We start from the raw sequence: 18,823 nt of genomic DNA, 5'->3' as shown, positions 1-18,823 counted from the left end.
ATGCCCGAGGGCGACACAGTCTTCCACGCCGCGCGCCGCCTACGCACGGCATTGGTCGGTAGAACTCTGATCCGCAGCGACTTCCGGGTCCCCCGCTACGCCACCGTGAATCTGGTCGGCGAGCTCGTCGACGAGGTCGCCAGCTACGGCAAGCACCTGTTCATCCGCACCGACCGCGCGAGCGTCCACACCCATCTGAAGATGGAAGGGGTGTGGCGGGTGTTCCACCACGGCCAGCGCTGGACCAAACCCGCGGTCACCGCGCGACTGGTGCTCGCCAACGACGAGTTCGAGGCCGTCGGCTTCTCGCTCGGCAAGGTCCAGGTGCTGGCGCGCGCCGACGAACACACCGTCATCGACCACCTCGGCCCCGATCTCCTCGGTCCGGACTGGGATGCGGCCGAGGCCTTGCGCAGGCTCACCGAGTACCCCCGCCGCGCCATCGGTCTCGCCCTGCTCGACCAGCGCAATCTGGCGGGCATCGGCAACATCTACCGCAGCGAGATCTGCTTCCTGCGCAAAGTCCACCCGGTGACCGCTGTCGGCGACGTCCCCGATCTCGTGGCGCTCGTCGACGAGGCTCACCGCGTCATGGGCAAGGCCGCACACCAACCACCATGGCGCGCCATGGTCTACGGCCGCACCGGCCGTTCCTGCCCCCGCTGCGGCACCCCCATCGCTTCCCAACTCCTCGGCGAGAACGAACCCGGCGACCGCATCACCCAGCGCGAACGCGGCATCTTCTTCTGCCCGCGCTGCCAGCCCCCACCCTGAGAACGCCTCGCAGCCCCTGCTGAGGTTCAGCGGTCCTGCGGTACCGGTTCCAGTAGTTGCGGGCGCGGCTCGGGAGCGGCGGCGCGGAGTGCGTCGGCCGCCTTGTCGTCGGGTTGGGTCTGCGATTCGATCTCGGCCCGCACGCGCGCCTGGTACGTGGATACCTCACGGTCGATATCGTCGGCGTCCCACCCGAGTACGGGTGCGACGAGGTGGGCCACCTGCTCGGCGCTGTTCGCGCCGCGATCGGAGTATTCGATCGAGATGCGGGTGCGACGGGCCAGGATGTCGTCGAGGTGCAGCGCGCCCTCCGCGGCGGCCGCGTACACCGCTTCGACCTGCAGGTAGGCGGGGGCGTCGGTAATCGGTTGCAGCAGTTCGGGTTTGCCCGCGGCCATGGCGAGGACCTCGTCGACCAGGGAGCCGTAGCGGTCGAGCAGGTGCGTCATCCGGTACGGGTGGATGCGGTAGTGCTCGGCGAGCTGCACGGTCTGGTTGACCAGCGCGAAGTAGCCGTCGGCGCCGAGCAGCGCGACCTTCTCGGTGATCGAGGGCGAGACGCGCGCCGGAATGTCTTGTGCGGCTTCGTCCATCGCGTCGGCCGCCATCACCCGATAGGTGGTGTACTTGCCGCCCGCGATGCTGACCAGTCCGGGCGCGACCCTGGCCACGGCGTGTTCGCGCGAGAGCTTGGAGGTCTCGTCGCTCTCCCCCGCCAGCAGCGGGCGAAGGCCCGCGTAGACCCCGTCGATGTCGGCGTGGGTGAGCGGGGTGACCAGCACCTCGTTGACCCGGTCGAGCAGGTAGTCGATATCTGCCTTGGTCGCCGCGGGGTGGGCCAGGTCGAGATTCCAGTCGGTGTCGGTGGTGCCGACGATCCAGTGCGCGCCCCACGGGATGACGAACAGCACCGAGGTGGCGGTGCGCAGGATGATCGCGGCATCGCTGACGATGCGGTCGCGCGGCACCACGATGTGCACGCCCTTGGACGCTCGCACATGGAATCGGCCCCGTTGATTCGACAGACCCTGCACCTCGTCGGTCCAGACGCCCGTCGCGTTGATCACCACATTCGCGCGCGCCTCGCCGGTGCGCCCATCCTCGGTGTCACGCAGCTTCACCCCGACGACCCGGTCGGCTTCGCGCAGAAACCCGACGACCTGCGTGGAGGTGCGGATGACCGCGCCGTAGTGGGCGGCGGTGCGGGCGACTGTCATGGTGTGGCGGGCGTCGTCGACCACGGTGTCGTAGTAGGTGACGCCGCCGATCATCGAATCCCGGCGCAGGCCGGGAGCGAGCCGCAGCGCGCCGTGCCGGGTCAGATGATGCTGTCCCGGAACCGATTTCGCGCCGCCCATGGAGTCGTACAGGGTCAGGCCGGCGGCTACGTACGGTCGTTCCCACACCCGGTGGGTCAGCGGGTAGAGGAAGCGTAACGGCTTCACCAGGTGCGGCGCCAGGGTCGACAGCGCCAGCTCACGCTCCTTCAGCGCTTCCCTGACCAGCCCGAATTCGAGCTGCTCGAGGTAGCGCAGGCCGCCGTGGAACATCTTCGACGAGCGGCTCGACGTGCCCGACGCGAGATCACGGGCCTCGACCAGCGCGACCGACAGCCCGCGCGTCGCGGCGTCGAGCGCGATACCGGCGCCGACGACTCCGCCGCCGACCACCAGGACGTCGAACTGATCCTTGCCCAAACGCTCCCAGGCGCTCCGTCGATGTTCGGGCCCCAGCTCACCCGGCCCGAGCCGGTCCCGCTTTCCGCCCGCGACCAGCTCACCCGGGTGCAGGAACGGAAACTCCGGTGTCTGCGACATGCTCGACTCCTCGCCGCCGGCCGAGAAACGGCCGGTCCCAGTCGACAGTGGGGGCGAACGCCGCGTTCGGCGGCGCCGCTGCGTACAGGCTAAACGTAGTGCCCGCTCGACGCTCGGGACGTGCGCGGCGGGGCGCGGCCGCGAAATTCGTCGCCGACGACAAATCCCGCGGTCGCGGGCTCCGCGTTCGGTAACCTGCAGCAATGCGTCGCTATGTGGCTGCCATCGATCAGGGCACGACTTCGAGTCGGTGCATCATCTTCGATCGGCAGGGTCGGATCGTCGGGACCGCACAGCGGGAGCATCGGCAGATCTTTCCGAAGCCGGGCTGGGTGGAGCACGATCCGGCGGAGGTGTGGCGCAACACCGAGTCGGTGCTCGGTGCGGCGCTGGGCACCAGCCGGTGCTCGGCCGGGGATCTGGCCGCGGTGGGGATCACCAATCAGCGCGAGACCACGGTGGTGTGGGACCGGGCCACCGGCGAGCCCGTGTACAACGCGATCGTCTGGCAGGACACCCGCACCGATCAACTGTGCACCGAACTGGCCGGTGAGCAGGGACCGCAGCGCTATGCGGACCGCACCGGGCTGCCGCTGTCGACCTATTTCGCCGGTCCGAAATTGCGCTGGATTCTCGACAATGTCGACGGCGTCCGGGCACGCGCCGAAGCCGGCGACCTGTGCTTCGGCACCATGGACAGCTGGGTGCTGTGGAAGCTGACCGGCGAGCACCTCACCGACGTCACCAACGCCTCACGCACCATGCTGATGGATCTTCGTACCCTGCAATGGGATTCGCAGATCTGTGCCGACTTCGGCATCCCGATGTCGCTGCTGCCGCAGATCCGCAGCTCGTCGGAGGTCTACGCCGACATCGCCTCCGGTCCGTTCGAAGGAATCCCCGTCGCCGGTATTCTCGGCGACCAGCAGGCGGCCACCTTCGGCCAGGCGTGCCTGTCCCCCGGCGAAGCCAAGAACACCTATGGCACCGGCAATTTCATGCTCCTCAACACCGGCACCACCCCGGTGTTCAGCAAGCACGGGCTGCTCACCACCGCCTGCTACCGACTCGGTGACGCCCCCGCCGTCTACGCCCTCGAAGGCTCCATCGCGGTCACCGGCTCGCTGGTCCAGTGGCTGCGCGACAACCTCGGCATCATCTCCTCCGCCGAGGAGGTGGAGCCGCTGGCCCGCAGCGTCGACGACAACGGCGGCGCCCACTTCGTCCCGGCCTTCTCCGGCCTGTTCGCCCCTCGCTGGCGCCCCGACGCCCGCGGCGTCATCGCCGGCCTCACCCGCTTCGTCACCAAGGCCCACCTGGCAAGGGCCGCACTCGAATCCACCGCCTTCCAGACCCGCGAGGTCGTGGACGCGATGCGCGCCGACGCCGCCGCCCAACGCCTCGACCTGGAACTCACCACCCTCAAGGTCGACGGCGGCATGACCGGCAACAACCTGCTCATGCAATTCCAGGCCGACATCCTCGACGTCCCCGTCGTTCGCCCGGTAGTCCGCGAAACCACCGCCCTCGGCGCCGCCTACGCCGCCGGTTTGGCAGTCGGCTACTGGTCCGGCCTCGATGATCTGCGCGCCAACTGGTCCGCGGATCGAACCTGGACCCCCTCGATGTCGGAGGAGGAACGGACCCAGCGCTACGCCGACTGGAACAAGGCCGTCGAACGCACCTACAACTGGGTATGAACCGACCGCGCAAGCTGCCTCGGCAACAGCGATCCAGGAACACCGTGGAAACGTTGCTCGAAGCGGCTGCCCAGGTGTTCTCCCGGGAGGGCGCGACCGCGACCACCAACCGCATCGCCGAACGTGCGGGCCTGTCGATCGGCACGCTGTACCAGTACTTTCCGAACAAAGAGGCCATGCTGCACGCATTGGCCGAACGCCACTTCCTCGACGGCGGGCAGCGCCTGAGCGAGGTCTTCACACGTCTGCGAGTCGAACAACCGCCGTTCGACGAGAGCATGCGCGCGATCATGGAGGTCGTGGCCGACCTCCACCGCGATCGCCCCGCCCTGCACGCGTTGCTGCACCGGGTGGCGTTGAGCCTGCCGATCGAACTCGCGGCGGTCCGGGCCTTCGAGGACTACCTCGTCGCCGAGGTCGAATACCAGCTGCGTCGCTGCGACCGTGGCGGACCCGACCCCCTGCTCACCGCACGCACGCTGGTTCACGCGGTGGACGCGCAGGTACATCGTGTCCTCACCCGTCACACCGTGAGCGCCGACAGCTTGACGGCGCTGGTGTCGGCCCTCACCGCGTCACCGCCGCGTGCCGCCGACCTCGGTGAGGAGCGTCCGTAGTGTGTCGGCGAGCCGCGTGATGCCTGGTTCCTCCACCGGGAAATGGCCACACCCGTCGAGCAGCGTGACAGTGGTCGGCGCGTCGATGCGATCGAGGAAACGCAGGCTCAGTTCCGGCGGCGTCCATCGATCCGCGGCGGGATGGACCAACGTCACCGGCGCCGCGACGAATTCCTCCGGCGGGGTGTGCCGGAATCGCAGGAAGTCCATGAGGAATCCGAGCGGAATTCGCACTCCGCCACCGCGTGGGTCGGTGGCACACAGCCGCGACAACGACGGGTCCAGACTCATGTTCGCCATATCTACGAGCCAGCGGATCGGCACCCGCACCCGGCCGAGAACCGCGTCGATACCGGAGAGCATCAGCGGTGGCATCGCCCCGGCGGGACCCCAGCGCGCCATCGCCCGTCGCGTCGCCGGATCGGCCGGGTCCGGCAGGCAGGTCGCCACCACCTGCGCGATCCGACCAGTCCGCGCGGCCACCTCGTAGCCGAGGATCCCACCCAGACTCGCCCCGAACACGATGAGCGGACGATCATCGGATTCCGTCTCGGCCACCACGAAATCACACACCAGCTCGACCCAGTCGCGGTAGCGCACCCCGCGCGGGTCCGCCACCACGGTGTCGCCGTAGAGCGGCAGGTCCATCGCCATCACCGAAACGCCTTCGGCCGCAACGATACCGAGCAGCGGCCACAGCAGCCCCGCGTGCCCGCCCGCACCGTGCAGTGCCAGCACCCGAACGGGAGCGTCATCCGCACCGGCACGCGCGACATGAACCCGATTTCCGCGCCAAGCGAACCAGCTCGCCACCGGTTCGAACATCACCACGTCGCGATACCGCTGAGGTAGAAACCGCACATACTCCGCATATTCCATACGTCGAGCATCAACGCTGCCGACCCCGCCGCCAACTCGCATTCGTCCGGCACCACGCTAGAAAAGGCCGGCCCTGAGCTGGGAAAACACTATGCGACCCAGCCGGACTTCACCTTGCTCGCATTCGGGGCCCGGTTGGCCGCCGACCGGAATGCACCCGACACCGTGGCGAGCGAACCGGCGACGACGGGCACCGGCGTTCAGCTCGTAGTCTGTGCTGCCTTCGACAAGCGGCCGACCGCCTCGGTCAGGGTGGCTTCGTCCGAGGTGGTGAAGCACAGGCGCAGGGTGTTGGGTGTGGTGTCGGCGACGGCGAAGGCCGCGCCTGGGACGTACGCGACACCGGCTTCGAGCGCTGCCGGCAGGAGCGTGGAAGTGTCGGTGTCGTCGGTGAATTCGGCCCAGATGAACATGCCGCCGGTCGGGTCGGTACAACGGACGCGGTCGGCGAAAGTGGCGCGGACGGCGGAGACGAGGGCTTTGGCTCGGGTGCCGTAGGTGGTGCGGATCGCATCGATGTGGGCGGACAGCCAGTCGGTGTCGGTGAGCAGGTCGGTGGTGATCTGCTGGGTCAGGGCCGAACCGCACAGGTCGGCGCCCTGCTTGAGCAGTTCCACTGCGCGACAGACCCTTTCGGGGGCGATCATCCAGCCGACGCGGAGGGAGGGGGACAGGATTTTGGAGACGCTGGACAGGCGGATCACCTGGGGCGAGTACGAGGCCACCGGCGCCGGGGCCGGGGTGTCGAACCAGAGTTCGCCGTAGGGGTCGTCTTCGATGATCCAGAAGCCGTGTGCTTCAGCCAATTCCGCGAGGCGCCGGCGGCGTTCGGGGGTGAGGGTGACGCCGCCCGGGTTGTGGAAGGTGGAGACGGTGTGGACCACGGCGGGGCGTTCGCCCGCCGCGAGAAGGTCTTCGAGAATGTCCAGGCGCATGCCCTCACCGTCCAGGGGGACGGCGACGATTCGGGCGCCGGCAGCTCGAAACACCTGCAGGGCACCCACATACGCGGGATCCTCGACGATCACGAGAGCGCCGGGGTCGAGGAGGACTTCGGCGAGCAAGGAGAGCGCCTGCTGGGAGCCGTGGGTGATGAAGACTTCCCCGACCGGCACCGTGCGGCCGATCTTGACCGATTCGCGGGCCGCGATCACCGCACGCAGCGCGGGCCAGCCGGACGACTCGGTGTACTGCAGCACGGCGGTGTCGCGCAGTGCCGTCTCGGCGGCGAGGGCGATCCGTTCACGCGGCATCAGGGCGGCGTCGGGGAGGCCGCCCGCGAGGCTGATGATGTCGTCGCGGGCGGTGAGTTTGAGCAGGTCTCTGATCGCCGAGCTCTGCAGGCCGGCGAGCTTGCCCGCCAAAGCTGGAATGGTCAGCGACATGGGAACCTCCGGGGACGCCACGAGAAGCAATCATCCTACGATTGCATATCGCCCACCAGAATGTGAAATTGTTGTCTCAAATAATGAGACTCTACCGAGCAGTGATCGACTTGACCTGCCACTTTCCGTCGGTGTTGGTGGTGATGATTTCCTGCTTGTAGACCACCGCGGAGCCATCCGGGTGCATTTCGCGCAGCTCCACGTCGTAGCGGCCAAGGGTGGTTTCGCGCATCTTCACGCAGTGGGTGGTGCCCGGGGGGATCTGACTGTCGATCGCCTGCTGGATCGTCTCGGCAGGCGAGATGTTCTCGGCGTCGGGCGCCACGTAGTCGCGCACCTTCGCCCCGGATCGGTCGGTGTAGAAGGCGTATTGGAAGCCCAGGATGGCCCTGGCGCCGGCGGTGGTGTCGCCCGGTCCGTTGCCGACAGTGACGGATTGCTCTGCGACAGTCTGACATTCGGAGGCGGATGCGATCGAGGGAATCGGCGCGGCCGTGACTCCCGGATCGGCACCGCCGCCGCGCTTGACCAGACCGATCGTCAACACGAGGGCCACCACGAGCAGGACGGCCGCGGCCACCCCGCCGATGATCCAGCGCAGGCGCTTGTTGTCGGGTTCTTCCTCCACCGGCGCCGGGGTGATCGGATTCTTCGGCGCGAGACGGCGCGCGATCGGGTCGTCGGCCCACGACAGACCGGGTTCGGACGGCGGCTTCGGGATCGCGCCGTCATCGTCGGGGTTGTCCCACCACGCCTTGTCGGCGGCGGGCCTCGGCTTATCCGGGACCAAGGGGGTGCGTGAGCCCTCCGGCGGCCGCACCGGTTCCGACGCGGGCCCGAGATCGCGCGAGGGCGCCTGCGGCACAGAGTCTTTGGGGCCGGGGCGACCACGACGGATCACCTCGGTGAGCTCACGTCCGGAAGTCACCGGCACGGAATCACCGAACACCGAGTCGCCGAAGACGGAACTCTCGCCGCGCGGCTGCTCGCCACCGAAACGCACCGTCGGGTCGGCAGCGGGCGGACCACCGGGGGTGGGGCCGCCGAACGGTGCCGTGCTCCGCGGACCCGGCCCGGCGGGCGGCGTGGGCGGCGGTGTCGCCACCGCGTCACCGAACACCGAAGTCGGCGCGGAACGGCGACCATCGGGCAGCCGAGGTGGCGCTTGACCGGCGGACGGCGTCGGCGGCACCGAACCGGTGAACGGAGCCCCTGGCGGACCCGGCGGTGGAGTCACGGGCGGCTGACCCGCGACAGGTCCACCGAACGGACCCGGCGCGGGTGCCCCGGCAGGCGGACCGAACGGACCGGGCGCAGGTGTACCGGTCGGCGGACCGGCCGGTCGCCAACCTCGCTCCGGAACCCCGGACGGCGCGGGCGGCGGTGCGGCGGGAACAGGCCCACCGAAACCGGCGTCATCGACCGGCGGCCCGAATCCGCTTACGGGGGGCCCGAATTCCGCAGCAGGTCGTTGATCGCCGCGTTCGTTGTCGTCGCCCTCGGTGCCCAAGTCCAATCCTTTCCCGGGACACACGTGTGGGGCGGTCGAAGGCGACCGCCCCACACGTCAAACTGCGTGTCAGTACTGGATCGAGCCACCCCACTGGGTGTTCACACCCGCGACGTTCAACGTCTGAAGCAACTCCCCCGGCACGGGCAGTGTAGCCTTCGCGGCCGCATCGAGCGCGGCAGTGCCGCCCGGCTGCGCCTTGATCCAGTTCTCCACCGCGGCCTTGGCCAGGTTGGCCTGCGTGGTGTCGAGCACGGTCACCGTGGTGTTGTCGCTGCGGCCGTCGCCACCGTTGAAGGTGGTGACCTTGACCTCGTTCGCGCCGACGTACTCGACCGAGACACCGGCATCACCGAAACCGCCACCCGGCGTCCGGTAACCGACGGTGCCGACGTAGCCCGAAGCGTTGTTGTAGTGGTGGGTGTTGGCCAGGATCCCGGCGCCGTCGACGGTGACGCCGATTTCCTGACGCGGGCCTTCCATCTCGACGACAGGTGCCGCGGGCGCGTTGGCCAGACGCGGTGCCTGCCAGGCCGGTTCCTTCGGCTCCTGGACGAGGGTGTCCGGCGACTCGACCTCGGCCTCGGTGCCGTTCCCGGTGCCCTGCGGCACGGAGGGCTGCGTCTGCTGCTGGCCCGGCGTGGCGCCCGGCTGGCTCGGCTGAGTCGGCGTGGTGCCCGTCTCGGGCTTGGTGGTACCCGGCTGATCGGGCGTCGCGCCCGCACGCTCCGGCTGGACCGCGGGCTGCGACTGTCCCGGCACGGGCAGCGGCGCGACACGCGGACTGGTGACGCCCGGCTGGCTCGGCGTCGGCTTGACGGGGGTCTCCTGCCCCGGCTGACCCGGCGCGGGGCTGGTGACGCCCGGCTGGGCCGGCGTCGGCTTGGTCTCGCCCGGCTTCGTCTGACCCGGCTTCACACTTTCCGGGGTATCCGGGGTCTCCGGGGCTTCTACTTCACCCGAAGGCTGGCCCGGCTGCGCAGGAGCCGGAGTCGCGGGGGTGGTCGGCTGGTCGCTGGGGACCGCGCCGGCCGGCGCCGCGAGGAGGGTTGCCACTGCTGCCGCGGCAGCCAGAGGCAATGACGTGCTTGCCATCGCTCGCTGCGCCCGACTCGGCTTACGATGCTTCACTTTTCGTAATCCCTTTCCCGGAGGGAATCCCCCACTGCATCCACCACGCGACCACAACTGATCGCGCCTCGGCGGTGAGTCAACCACATGAGCGCGGGACAGGCAACGCAGCGCCAGGTTTCGAGTTCACCGGGTGCCGCCTGCGCAAACACCTGGCGTGAGGCGTGCCGCGAAGCGACGAGCAGCGTTGGCGAGCAACACAATTCGAAACTCGAAAGCCTCTGTGATTCGTTTCACAGTCTGGCGTCGAGAGCTCAGTCGAGGTCGTCGTGACGCATCAGCAAACGTCCGGCTTCGGTGAGCGAACCGGTCAGCGAGGGATACACCGAGAACGTCTGTGCCAAGTCGGTGACCGTCAGATTGTTCTGCACCGCCAACGCGATCGGCAGGATCAGCTCCGAGGCGATCGGCGCGACCACCACACCACCGATCACCACACCGGTGGCCGGGCGGCAGAAGATCTTGACGAAACCGCGCCGCAGCCCCGACATCTTCGCGCGCGGATTGGTGTTGAGCGGCAACATCACCGTGCGCGCGGGGACTTCACCGTTGTCGATGGCGGTCTGGCTCACGCCGACGGTCGCGATCTCCGGGCGGGTGAACACCGCCGAGGCCACCGTCTTCAACCTGATCGGGCTCACGCCCTCGCCGAGCGCGTGATACATCGCGATCCGCCCCTGCATGGCGGCCACCGAAGCCAACGGCAGCAGACCCGTGCAGTCGCCCGCGGCGTAGATACCGGGCACCGAGGTTCGCGAAACCCGGTCGACGCGAAGGTATCCACCGCGATCGAGTTCGATCCCGACCCGATCCAGACCCAGGTTCTGAGTGTTCGGGGTGGAGCCGACGGTCATCAGCGCGTGCGAGCCGGTGACGGTGCGACCGTCCGACAGCTTCACCACGATGCCTTCGGCGGTGCGTTCCACGGCGTCGGCGCGGGCGTGCTTGACCAGCTCGACGCCACGTTCGGCGAGGGCTTCCTCCAACACGAGGGCCGCGTCGGCGTCCTCCCCGGGCAGCACGCGGTCACGGCTCGACACGAGCTTCACCCGCACACCCATCTCGGTGTACGCGGACACGAATTCGGCTCCGGTGACACCGGATCCGACGACGACCAGCGTCTCCGGCAGCTCCGGCAGGTCGTAGAGCTGACGCCAGTTCAGGATCCGCTCGCCGTCGGGCTCGGCGCCCTGGAGCACCCGCGGGCTCGCGCCGGTCGCGATCAGCACGACCTCGGCCTCGAACTCCTCGGAGCCGCCGTCGACCAGGTTCGCGCGCACGCGATGCGCCAAACCCGGTGCGGGCCCGACCAATTCGCCGTAGCCGGGCAGTAGTTGCACACCCGCGGCCTGCAACTTGGCGCGGATATCGGAGGACTGCGCCAAGGCGAGCGCCTTGACGCGCGCGTTCACCTCGGGCAGGTGCACCTTCGCCTGGTCGGCATCGATATTGATGCCGAGGTCGCGCGCGCGGCGCAGATCGGTGCGCAGACCCGTCGAGGCGATGAAGGTTTTCGACGGCACGCAATCCCACAGCACACAGGCGCCACCGATGCCGTCGGCGTCCACCAGGGTCACCGTGGCCCCGTGCTGGGCGGCTACCAGTGCCGCCTCGTATCCGGCCGGTCCACCACCGATGATCGCAATCCGTGCCACCAGTCACGCTCCTTGTGCTCGCCTGATCGGACTGCCCCTTGTGAGGGCTCGTCCGTGCTGTCGACTCATCATTTCAGGTGCGATGTGACATGGCCGGGTCGGATCGGTGAACAACGGTGCGCGTGTTCCGCGCCGCGTTCTGTGCCACCGGCAGTGTGACGGTCAGCCGATCTGGGAGGGAGACGGGAATTCCACCGGGGTTATTGGCTACAGTTCCATGGTGCCGATCTATGCCGCCTACGGGTCCAACATGGACTCGACGCAGATGCTGGAACGCTGCCCGCATTCGCCCATGTCCGGGACCGGGTGGCTGGAGGGTTGGCGCCTGACCTTCGCCGGTGACGACATCGGCTGGGAAGGGCCGTTGGCCACCGTCGTCGAGGATCCCGGCTCGCGGGTATTCGTCGTGCTCTACGACGTCTCCCCCGAGGACGAGGACAGCCTCGACCGTTGGGAGGGCTCCGACTTCGGCATCCACAAGAAGATCCGAATCCGAGTCACCGGCACCCAGGGCGAGTCCCGCCTGGCCTGGCTCTACGTCCTCGACGCCTACGAGGGCGGCCTCCCCTCGGCCCGCTACATCGGCGTGATCGCCGACGCGGCCGAAAAGGCAGGCGCCCCAGAGGACTACGTCCACGCCCTGCGCACCCGCAACAGCAAGAACGTCGGGCCAGGAGCTTGAGAGGATCCCGCGCCGGTCACGTGACCGGCGCGGGATCGTTCAGTGTGCCTGCAGGATGATGTTGGTCAGAGTTCGTACGCCGACCGCCAGCGCGCGCTCGTCGATATCGAACGTCGGCTGGTGCAGATCCAACTGCTCGCCGACGCCGGACCAGACGCCCAGCCTGGCCATGGCGCCGGGTACTTCCTCCAGGTACCAGGAGAAGTCCTCACCGCCGCCCGACTGCGGGGTGTCGGCCAGCGCGTCCTCGCCCAGTCCCAGGATCGCGTTCTCGAACATCAGCGCCGACGTCGGATCGTTGACCACCGGCGGCACACCGCGTTTGTAGTTGAGCTGGTAGCGCACGCCCGTCGGCGCGAGCAAGCCGTCGATGATCTCGCGGACCAGCGGTTCCAGCAGCAGCCAGGTGGCGTGATCGCCGGTGCGCACGGTGCCCGTGAGCATGCCCGTCTGCGGAATCGCGTTGGGCGCCTTGCCCGCGCTCACCGCACCCCAGACCATGATCGTGCTGGTACGCGGATCAACGCGACGGCTCAGCAAGCCGGGCAGACCCGTGATGACAGTGCCGATCGCGTAGACCAGGTCGCTGGTCAGATGCGGCCGCGACGTATGCCCACCCGGCGAATCGAGCACCAGCTCGACAGTATCGGCCGCCGACGTGATGGCTCCGGTTCGCACGCCGACCTTGCCGACCTCCAAACGCGGATCACAGTGCAGCGCGAAGATCCGATCGACCCCGGTCGTCCCGCCGGCCGCGACCACGTCGATCGCACCACCGGGCATCACTTCCTCGGCGGGCTGGAACACCAACCGCACCCCGACCGGCAACGTGTCCTGAGCCTCGGCCAGCGCGAGCCCGGCACCGAGCAGGACCGTGGTGTGTGCGTCGTGCCCGCAGGCATGCGACACACCGGGCACCGTCGAGGCGAAGGTCAGACCGGTGAATTCCTGCATCGGCAGCGCGTCCATATCGGCGCGCAAGGCGATACGCGGACGATCGGTGGGGCCGAAGTCGCAGATCAGGCCGGTGCCGCCCGGCAGCACTTCCCAGCTCAAGCCTGCCTTGGTGAGCCAGCCCGAGACGAACTCGGTGGTGGCGAACTCCGCCCGGGACAACTCGGGGTTGGCGTGGATGTGCCTGCGCCATTGCACCAGGTCACCGGTGTGCTCGGCCAGCCATGCGTCGACGATCTCGGTTCCCGACATCAGCGTTGCTTCGGTGTCCGGCGTGATCGGACACGCTGCGGTCTCGCGTGCCATCGAGGGGGTTCCCACACCCATCGATAGCGCGTCGGAGCCTGCGCGTGCGGTGCCCGGATGGCCGGAAATGGTCACCGAATATCCTCCTGTCGTTCGATCAGCCGTTGCAACAACCTGTCCCTGTGTACTTCATCGCCCGCCACGGCGACAGCGGTACGCGCCAACGCGAGCGCGCCGTCGAGCACCGCCCGGTCCGCCGAGGCGTTCACGGCGGCGGCGGCGAACGCGGGTTGGTGGGTAGCCGCGCCGCCCGCGTCGATGCCGATCACCGGGTGAATACCGGGAATGACGTTGGTGACGTTGCCCATGTCGGTGCTCCCGAGCGGTCGCAGCACCTCGAGCTCGGGCGCGATCGGCGTCCGTCCCAGCCCGGTGATCTGCGCGCGGTAGGCGGCGGAGAGAACCGGATCGGGGGTGAGCTCGGTATAGGTGGGCGCGAGCGTCCGTATGTCGTGGGTGCAGCCGGTGGCCAGGGCGCCCGCTTCGAAACACGCCTTCGCTCGGCGCATCAGGTCGTCGAGGGAGTCGGAATCGGCCGCGCGGAGGTAGTACAGCAACTCCGCACGTCCGGGCACGATGTTGGGGGCTACGCCACCGTCGGACACTATACCGTGCAGCTGCTGACCAGGCCGCAGATGCTGACGCAGCAAGCCGACAGCTACCTGGGTCAGGGTCGCCGCGTCGCCCGCGTTGCGGCCCAGTTCGGGCGCGGCGCTGGCATGCGCCTCGCGGCCGTGGAAGACGACGGCGAGGTCGGCCAGCGCCAAGGAACGCGCGCCGACGATATCGACGGGACCGGGGTGAACCATCATCGCCATCGCGATGTCGTCGAAAGCGCCCGCTTCCAGCATGAGCACCTTGCCGCCGCCGCTCTCCTCCGCGGGCGTGCCGAGCACGACCACGGTCAGACCGAGCTCGTCGGCCACGGCGGCCAGACCGAGGGCGGCGCCGACGGCGGACGCGGCGATGATGTTGTGCCCGCACGCGTGGCCGATCTCGGGCAGCGCGTCGTATTCGGCGCAGATACCGACGGTGAGCGGGCCGCTGCCGTACACGGCGCGAAAGGCCGTCGACAGCCCGGCCACGTTCGTGGTGACCGCGAATCCGCGCTCGACCAGCGGCGCGAGGACTTTGGCGACGCTACGCGTTTCGGCGAAGGCCAGCTCGGGTTCGGCGTGGATCGCGTGCGAGAGCCCGATCAGTTCGTCCGAGGCAGCCTTGATCGCGGCGTCGGAGGCGGTGGCCGTGAGTTCGCCGGTGCGCGAGGGTGCCATACCCCCAGTCTTGCATCAGTGCCCGACAGCGGCGCACCGGCGAGCGGGGTCAGTTGCCGAAGGGAAGATTCTCCGGAGTGACGGGGGTGGCCAGCGCGGCGAGGGTCTCGGCGTGCAGCGCGGTCTTGATGATCGGGGTGATCGGCTTGCGCAGGCTGGTGAGCGCGGCGGCGCGAGCGATCGCGGCGGGCAGCACCTCGTCGGCGTCGGCCTTGGCATCGACGATCCCCGCGGCGATGGCCTCGTCGGCGCTGAAGCGGTGGCCGGTGGTCATCGCCTGGACACACACCTGGTTGCTCAGGCGACCCTTCAGCAAGCCGTTCATGCCGACGGTGAACGGCATGCCCAGGTGCACCTCGGGCAGCGACCAGAAGCCGCGGTCACCCCGCATCACGCGGAAGTCGTGGGAGGTGGCCAGCATGGCGCCCGCGCCGAACGCGTGGCCGTTGACCGCGGCGACCGTCGGCATCGGGAAGGTCAGCAGGCGGGTGTAGAGGGAGTGCACCCGGTCGAGGTAGCCGTGGATCTTGTCGAGGTTGCCGAAGACGTAATCGGTGTCGAGGCCGTTGCTGTAGTACTTGCCGGTCGCGACGGTGACCAGCGCGGCAGCACCCTCGGACGCCTCGACCTTGTCGAGTGCGGCGTGGAAGGCCTCGATCCAGTCCGGCGAGAAACGGTTCTCGTTGTCTGTCTCACCTTCGTTGCCGAGGTACAGGACGAAAACATCACCAGAGCGCTCCAAATACGGCATACAGGGAGAATAAACCGCGCCGGAAGGCGTACCTACTCGCGGGTACGACACGTGCGGACCGCATCGTGGCGCCCCGGCCGCTCAGCCCGAGGACACCCACCGCCCACGCGGCTTAGACTCCCCTCATGACTGCCGAACAGGCCGCTGCGGCGATTGCCGAACGTACGGGGGTGCCGCGTCATCGCGTGGCCGTGGTGCTGGGATCGGGGTGGCAGGAGGCAGCAGCCGAGATCGGCGCGCCGCATGCCTCGATCCCGATGACGGAGCTACCCGGCTTCGGCAAACCCAGTGCGCAGGGGCACGGGGGCATGGTGCATTCGGTCACCGTGAACGACAACAACGTGCTGCTGCTGATGGGTCGTCAGCACCTGTACGAGGGCTATACGCCCCAGCAGGTGGTGCATCCGGTGACCGCGGCGATCGCGGCGGGCGCCGAGATCGTGCTGCTCACCAATGCCGCGGGCGGGCTCAGGGCGGGTCTGCAGGTGGGTGAGCCGGTATTGATCGCCGATCACATCAACCTCACCGCGCGCACTCCGCTGGTCGGTGCGCGATTCGTCGACCTGGTCGACGCCTGGGACTCCGAATTGCGAGCGCTGACAAGGGAAATCGACCCCAGCCTGACCGAAGGCGTGTACGCCGGGCTCATCGGCCCGCAGTACGAGACGCCCGCCGAGATCCGCATGCTCGCGACGATCGGCGCCGATCTGGTCGGCATGTCGACGGTACTGGAGGCGATCGAGGCGCGTTCGCTCGGCGCGAAGGTACTCGGCATCTCACTGGTCACCAATCTGGCCGCGGGCGTTACCGGAGAACATCTTTCGCACGCGGAGGTGCTGGCCGAAGGCCAGGCCGCGGCGCCCCGGTTGGGCAAGCTGCTGCGCGGCATTCTGGAGCGCGTGTAGATGCTGCGTTTCGGGACCGCAGGCCTGCGTGGACCGTTGCGCGAGGGCCCGGACGGGATGAATGTGACGACGGTGTCGCGGGCCACGGCCGGGCTGGCCGACTGGCTGCGTGAGCGGTGCCTCGGTGGTGGCGCCGTGGTGGTCGGCCGGGACGCGCGACACGGGTCGGCCGAGTTCGCCACGGCGACCGCGGAGATCTTCACCGCCGCGGGCTTTCCCGTGACGGTGCTGCCGGATCCGGTGCCGACTCCGGTGGTGGCGTTCGCGGTGCGCGAGCTGGGGGCGGTGGCGGGAGTGCAGATCACCGCCTCGCACAATCCGCCCGCCGACAACGGGTACAAGGTGTATCTCGACGGGGGGTCGCAGTTGATCGCGCCCGCCGACAGCGAGATCGAGAAGCACATCGAGGCGGTTGTCGAACCTATTGCGCGGGAAACTGTTTCGGTTTCCGGCGCGGAATTCGTCGATCGTTACCTCGAGCGCGTCGCGCAACTGCCCGGTCTGCTCGGCGGTTCCGGCGAGCGGGCGAGTGTGCGGATCGCGCTCACCGCGCTGCACGGCGTCGGCGGCGAGCTCGCGGTGCGCGCGCTGGCCGACGCGGGGTTCGCCGACGTGCACGTGGTCGAGGAACAGTTCGCCCCCGACCCCGACTTCCCCACCGTCGCCTTCCCCAATCCGGAAGAGCCGGGCGCCGCCGATCTGTTGCTCGCGCTGGCCGAGCGGATCGAGGCCGACGTGGCCATCGCGCTCGATCCCGATGCCGATCGATGCGCGCTCGGCGTGCCGGGCCCGAACGGTTGGCACATGTTGCGCGGCGACGAAACCGGCGTGCTGCTGGCCGATTACGTGCTGCGCACGCGTCCCACCGATCCGCTGGTCGCCACGACCATCGTGTCCTCGCGCCTGCTGTCGAAGCTGGCCGCCGCGCGTTCGGCGCGCTACGCCGAGACCCTCACCGGCTTCAAATGGCTGGCCAGGGCCGGCGACGGACTCGTCTACGCCTACGAGGAAGCCATCGGCCACTGCGTCGACCCCGCGAGGGTCCGCGACAAGGACGGCATCTCGGCCGCGGTGGCCGCCGCCGACCTCGTCGCCCTGCTGAAAGCCCAGGGCAAGACGCTGCAAGGCGAACTCGACTCCTACGCGGTCGAATTCGGCCTGCACGCGGGCGGCCAGGTCTCGCTGCGCCTGCCCGACCAGGCCGCCGCGACCGCGCTGGTCGCCGCCCTGCGTGCGAACCCACCCAGCGAAATCGCCGATACCCCGGTCGAATTCACCGACCAGGCGCAGGTCCGCGGCCGATTGCGCACCGACGCATTGATCTTCGACGCCCACGACTTCCGCATCGTCGTCCGCCCCTCGGGCACCGAACCCAAACTGAAGTGCTACCTGGAGGTTTTCGCCCCGGTAGCCGACTACGCGGCCCTCCCCCAGGCACACCTCGCCGCTGACAACCGCCTCGCGGCACTGGCCGACTATTGCCAGTCCCTCACTACAGTGGCGCGGTGACTGCGCGACACCGCACCCAGTGCGGCGGAACCGTTCTCAGGCTCGGCCTCATCGAGGACGCCGGCCAACCGGCGCACGTCGAATCCCGTTAATTGGAGGGTCCTTTCGAGCGCGGCTTCTTCGGCGGGAAGCGGCGCTCCCGCAAGACAGCTCGCACCGTCGATGCCTACCGCTGCGTCGCCTGCGACCACCTGGAGCTGTTCGTCGGCTCCGAAGACTGAGTCAGCGTGGGCCGAACTGGCGGTCGCCCGCGTCGCCGAGGCCGGGGACGATGTAGGCGTTCTCGTTGAGTTTCTCGTCGACGGCGGCGGTGACCAGGCGGACCGGCAGGCCCGAGGCCGCGAGGGCGGCAACGCCTTCGGGGGCCGAGACCACGCAGAGGGCGGTGATGTCGGTGGCGCCGCGGGCGACCAGGAGTTCGATGGTGTGGCGCATGGAACCGCCGGTGGCCAGCATCGGATCCAGGACGAAGACGGGCAGGCCGGTGAGGTCGGCGGGCAGCGACTCGAGGTAGGGCACCGGCTCGTGGGTCTGCTCGTCGCGGGCGATACCCACGAAACCGACGCGGGCTTGCGGGACGAGTTCGGCTGCGGCGTAGACCATGCCGAGCCCGGCCCGCAGCACCGGCACCAGCAGCGGCGGCGATGCCAATCGGATGCCCTCGGTGACCGCGACCGGCGTGTCGATCGGTTCGCGCACCACCGGCGCGTCGCGCAGCGCCTCGTACATGAGGATGCCGGTGAGATCGGCCAGAGCATTGCGGAAGGCGGCGTTGTCGGTACGAGCGTCTCGCATGGTGCTGAGCAGGGTTGCGGCGAGTGGATGGTCGACGGTGTCGGTGCGCATGAAAAGACGATAGGGTCGCTTGGCGCTTCGCGCCTACGACCGCTGGGGAAATATTTTCGCGGTCGAGGGAACCGAATGCGGAGTCGGTGCGTCCAAGATACTGAGTGACGTACTCTGCCCGGGAACTC

At 68.8% G+C, this 18,823-nt stretch carries 17 protein-coding genes; 7 read left to right on the top strand and 10 right to left on the bottom strand.

Annotated elements, in window-relative coordinates; all coding sequences use genetic code 11:
* Positions 1 to 774: an Fpg/Nei family DNA glycosylase gene (locus tag QX204_RS03275; protein WP_301905112.1), complete on the top strand. Its 774-nt coding sequence runs from the start codon at positions 1 to 3 to the stop codon at positions 772 to 774.
* 26 nt (positions 775 to 800) lie between these two features.
* On the opposite strand, the gene glpD is transcribed toward QX204_RS03275, so the two are convergent.
* Positions 801 to 2,591, bottom strand: coding sequence for a glycerol-3-phosphate dehydrogenase (glpD, locus tag QX204_RS03270; protein ID WP_301905111.1), 1,791 nt, complete (start codon positions 2,589 to 2,591; stop codon positions 801 to 803).
* A 203-nt stretch (positions 2,592 to 2,794) separates the two neighbouring features.
* On the opposite strand from glpD, the gene glpK reads away from it, so the two are divergent.
* Both glpK and QX204_RS03260 read left to right on the top strand, forming a co-directional pair.
* Positions 2,795 to 4,291 carry a glycerol kinase GlpK gene (gene glpK, locus QX204_RS03265; protein WP_301905110.1) on the top strand — a complete coding sequence of 499 codons (1,497 nt, stop codon included), beginning with the start codon at positions 2,795 to 2,797 and terminating at the stop codon, positions 4,289 to 4,291.
* Positions 4,292 to 4,335: 44 nt separating this feature from the next.
* A complete protein-coding gene (locus QX204_RS03260) occupies positions 4,336 to 4,908 on the top strand; it encodes a TetR/AcrR family transcriptional regulator (protein ID WP_301905109.1) in 573 nt (190 codons plus the stop codon).
* Here QX204_RS03260 and QX204_RS03255 read toward each other — a convergent pair.
* The 5 genes from QX204_RS03255 to QX204_RS03235 all read right to left on the bottom strand — a co-directional run bounded on the left by QX204_RS03255 (position 4,867) and on the right by QX204_RS03235 (position 11,468).
* The gene (locus tag QX204_RS03255) at positions 4,867 to 5,787 is read right to left on the bottom strand and encodes an alpha/beta hydrolase (RefSeq protein WP_301905108.1); all 921 of its coding nucleotides are present in this window, start codon (positions 5,785 to 5,787) and stop codon (positions 4,867 to 4,869) included. The genes QX204_RS03260 and QX204_RS03255 overlap by 42 nt on opposite strands.
* 200 nt (positions 5,788 to 5,987) lie before the next feature.
* Positions 5,988 to 7,172, bottom strand: coding sequence for an aminotransferase-like domain-containing protein (locus tag QX204_RS03250; protein ID WP_301905107.1), 1,185 nt, complete (start codon positions 7,170 to 7,172; stop codon positions 5,988 to 5,990).
* A 91-nt stretch (positions 7,173 to 7,263) separates the two neighbouring features.
* Entirely contained in the window at positions 7,264 to 8,682 is a 1,419-nt protein-coding gene (locus tag QX204_RS03245; protein WP_301905106.1) for a DUF8176 domain-containing protein, read from the bottom strand.
* A 69-nt stretch (positions 8,683 to 8,751) separates the two neighbouring features.
* Positions 8,752 to 9,777: a hypothetical protein gene (locus QX204_RS03240; RefSeq protein WP_301905105.1), complete on the bottom strand. Its 1,026-nt coding sequence runs from the start codon at positions 9,775 to 9,777 to the stop codon at positions 8,752 to 8,754.
* Positions 9,778 to 10,067: 290 nt separating this feature from the next.
* The gene (locus QX204_RS03235; RefSeq protein ID WP_056818075.1) at positions 10,068 to 11,468 is read right to left on the bottom strand and encodes an NAD(P)H-quinone dehydrogenase; all 1,401 of its coding nucleotides are present in this window, start codon (positions 11,466 to 11,468) and stop codon (positions 10,068 to 10,070) included.
* A 220-nt stretch (positions 11,469 to 11,688) separates the two neighbouring features.
* Between QX204_RS03235 and QX204_RS03230 the strand changes: the two genes are divergently transcribed.
* Positions 11,689 to 12,150, top strand: a complete 462-nt coding sequence (locus tag QX204_RS03230) for a gamma-glutamylcyclotransferase family protein (protein ID WP_056819179.1) — start codon at positions 11,689 to 11,691, stop codon at positions 12,148 to 12,150.
* A 39-nt stretch (positions 12,151 to 12,189) separates the two neighbouring features.
* On the opposite strand, the gene QX204_RS03225 is transcribed toward QX204_RS03230, so the two are convergent.
* The 3 genes from QX204_RS03225 to QX204_RS03215 form a co-directional block, all read right to left on the bottom strand.
* Entirely contained in the window at positions 12,190 to 13,356 is a 1,167-nt protein-coding gene (locus tag QX204_RS03225) for a M20 family metallopeptidase (RefSeq protein ID WP_301907893.1), read from the bottom strand.
* 125 nt (positions 13,357 to 13,481) lie between these two features.
* Entirely contained in the window at positions 13,482 to 14,684 is a 1,203-nt protein-coding gene (locus tag QX204_RS03220) for a M20 family metallopeptidase (protein ID WP_301905104.1), read from the bottom strand.
* 49 nt (positions 14,685 to 14,733) lie between these two features.
* Positions 14,734 to 15,435, bottom strand: coding sequence for an enoyl-CoA hydratase-related protein (locus QX204_RS03215; RefSeq protein ID WP_301905103.1), 702 nt, complete (start codon positions 15,433 to 15,435; stop codon positions 14,734 to 14,736).
* A gap of 125 nt (positions 15,436 to 15,560) precedes the next feature.
* Between QX204_RS03215 and QX204_RS03210 the strand changes: the two genes are divergently transcribed.
* The 3 genes from QX204_RS03210 to QX204_RS03200 all read left to right on the top strand — a co-directional run bounded on the left by QX204_RS03210 (position 15,561) and on the right by QX204_RS03200 (position 18,070).
* Positions 15,561 to 16,340: a purine-nucleoside phosphorylase gene (locus QX204_RS03210; RefSeq protein WP_301905102.1), complete on the top strand. Its 780-nt coding sequence runs from the start codon at positions 15,561 to 15,563 to the stop codon at positions 16,338 to 16,340.
* Complete coding sequence (locus QX204_RS03205; RefSeq protein WP_301905101.1) at positions 16,341 to 17,849, top strand: phospho-sugar mutase; 1,509 nt, start codon at positions 16,341 to 16,343, stop codon at positions 17,847 to 17,849.
* Positions 17,850 to 17,941: 92 nt separating this feature from the next.
* Positions 17,942 to 18,070, top strand: a complete 129-nt coding sequence (locus QX204_RS03200) for a hypothetical protein (RefSeq protein WP_301905100.1) — start codon at positions 17,942 to 17,944, stop codon at positions 18,068 to 18,070.
* 1 nt (position 18,071) lies between these two features.
* On the opposite strand, the gene upp is transcribed toward QX204_RS03200, so the two are convergent.
* Positions 18,072 to 18,695 (bottom strand): uracil phosphoribosyltransferase, encoded by a 624-nt coding sequence (gene upp / locus QX204_RS03195; protein ID WP_301905099.1) that lies wholly within the window; start codon positions 18,693 to 18,695, stop codon positions 18,072 to 18,074.
* Positions 18,696 to 18,823 lie beyond the last annotated feature (128 nt).

The organism is Nocardia sp. PE-7, assembly GCF_030486425.1.
GTDB classification, from domain to species: Bacteria; Actinomycetota; Actinomycetes; order Mycobacteriales; family Mycobacteriaceae; genus Nocardia; species Nocardia salmonicida_A.
The sequence above is the reverse complement of the archived record's forward strand: the minus strand, read 5'-3'. Positions and strand labels throughout refer to the sequence as shown.

What these genes read in the sequence shown, in the direction of transcription:
- QX204_RS03215 (WP_301905103.1), bottom strand. Translation starts at nt 15,435, where the DNA reads ATGCCGTATTTGGAGCGCTCTGGTGATGTTTTCGTCCTGTACCTCGGC.
- QX204_RS03250 (WP_301905107.1), bottom strand. Translation starts at nt 7,172, where the DNA reads ATGTCGCTGACCATTCCAGCTTTGGCGGGCAAGCTCGCCGGCCTGCAG.
- glpK (WP_301905110.1), top strand. Translation starts at nt 2,795, where the DNA reads ATGCGTCGCTATGTGGCTGCCATCGATCAGGGCACGACTTCGAGTCGG.
- QX204_RS03255 (WP_301905108.1), bottom strand. Translation starts at nt 5,787, where the DNA reads ATGGAATATGCGGAGTATGTGCGGTTTCTACCTCAGCGGTATCGCGAC.
- QX204_RS03275 (WP_301905112.1), top strand. Translation starts at nt 1, where the DNA reads ATGCCCGAGGGCGACACAGTCTTCCACGCCGCGCGCCGCCTACGCACG.
- glpD (WP_301905111.1), bottom strand. Translation starts at nt 2,591, where the DNA reads ATGTCGCAGACACCGGAGTTTCCGTTCCTGCACCCGGGTGAGCTGGTC.
- upp (WP_301905099.1), bottom strand. Translation starts at nt 18,695, where the DNA reads ATGCGCACCGACACCGTCGACCATCCACTCGCCGCAACCCTGCTCAGC.
- QX204_RS03205 (WP_301905101.1), top strand. Translation starts at nt 16,341, where the DNA reads ATGCTGCGTTTCGGGACCGCAGGCCTGCGTGGACCGTTGCGCGAGGGC.
- QX204_RS03220 (WP_301905104.1), bottom strand. Translation starts at nt 14,684, where the DNA reads ATGGCACCCTCGCGCACCGGCGAACTCACGGCCACCGCCTCCGACGCC.
- QX204_RS03225 (WP_301907893.1), bottom strand. Translation starts at nt 13,356, where the DNA reads ATGTCGGGAACCGAGATCGTCGACGCATGGCTGGCCGAGCACACCGGT.
- QX204_RS03240 (WP_301905105.1), bottom strand. Translation starts at nt 9,777, where the DNA reads ATGGCAAGCACGTCATTGCCTCTGGCTGCCGCGGCAGCAGTGGCAACC.
- QX204_RS03210 (WP_301905102.1), top strand. Translation starts at nt 15,561, where the DNA reads ATGACTGCCGAACAGGCCGCTGCGGCGATTGCCGAACGTACGGGGGTG.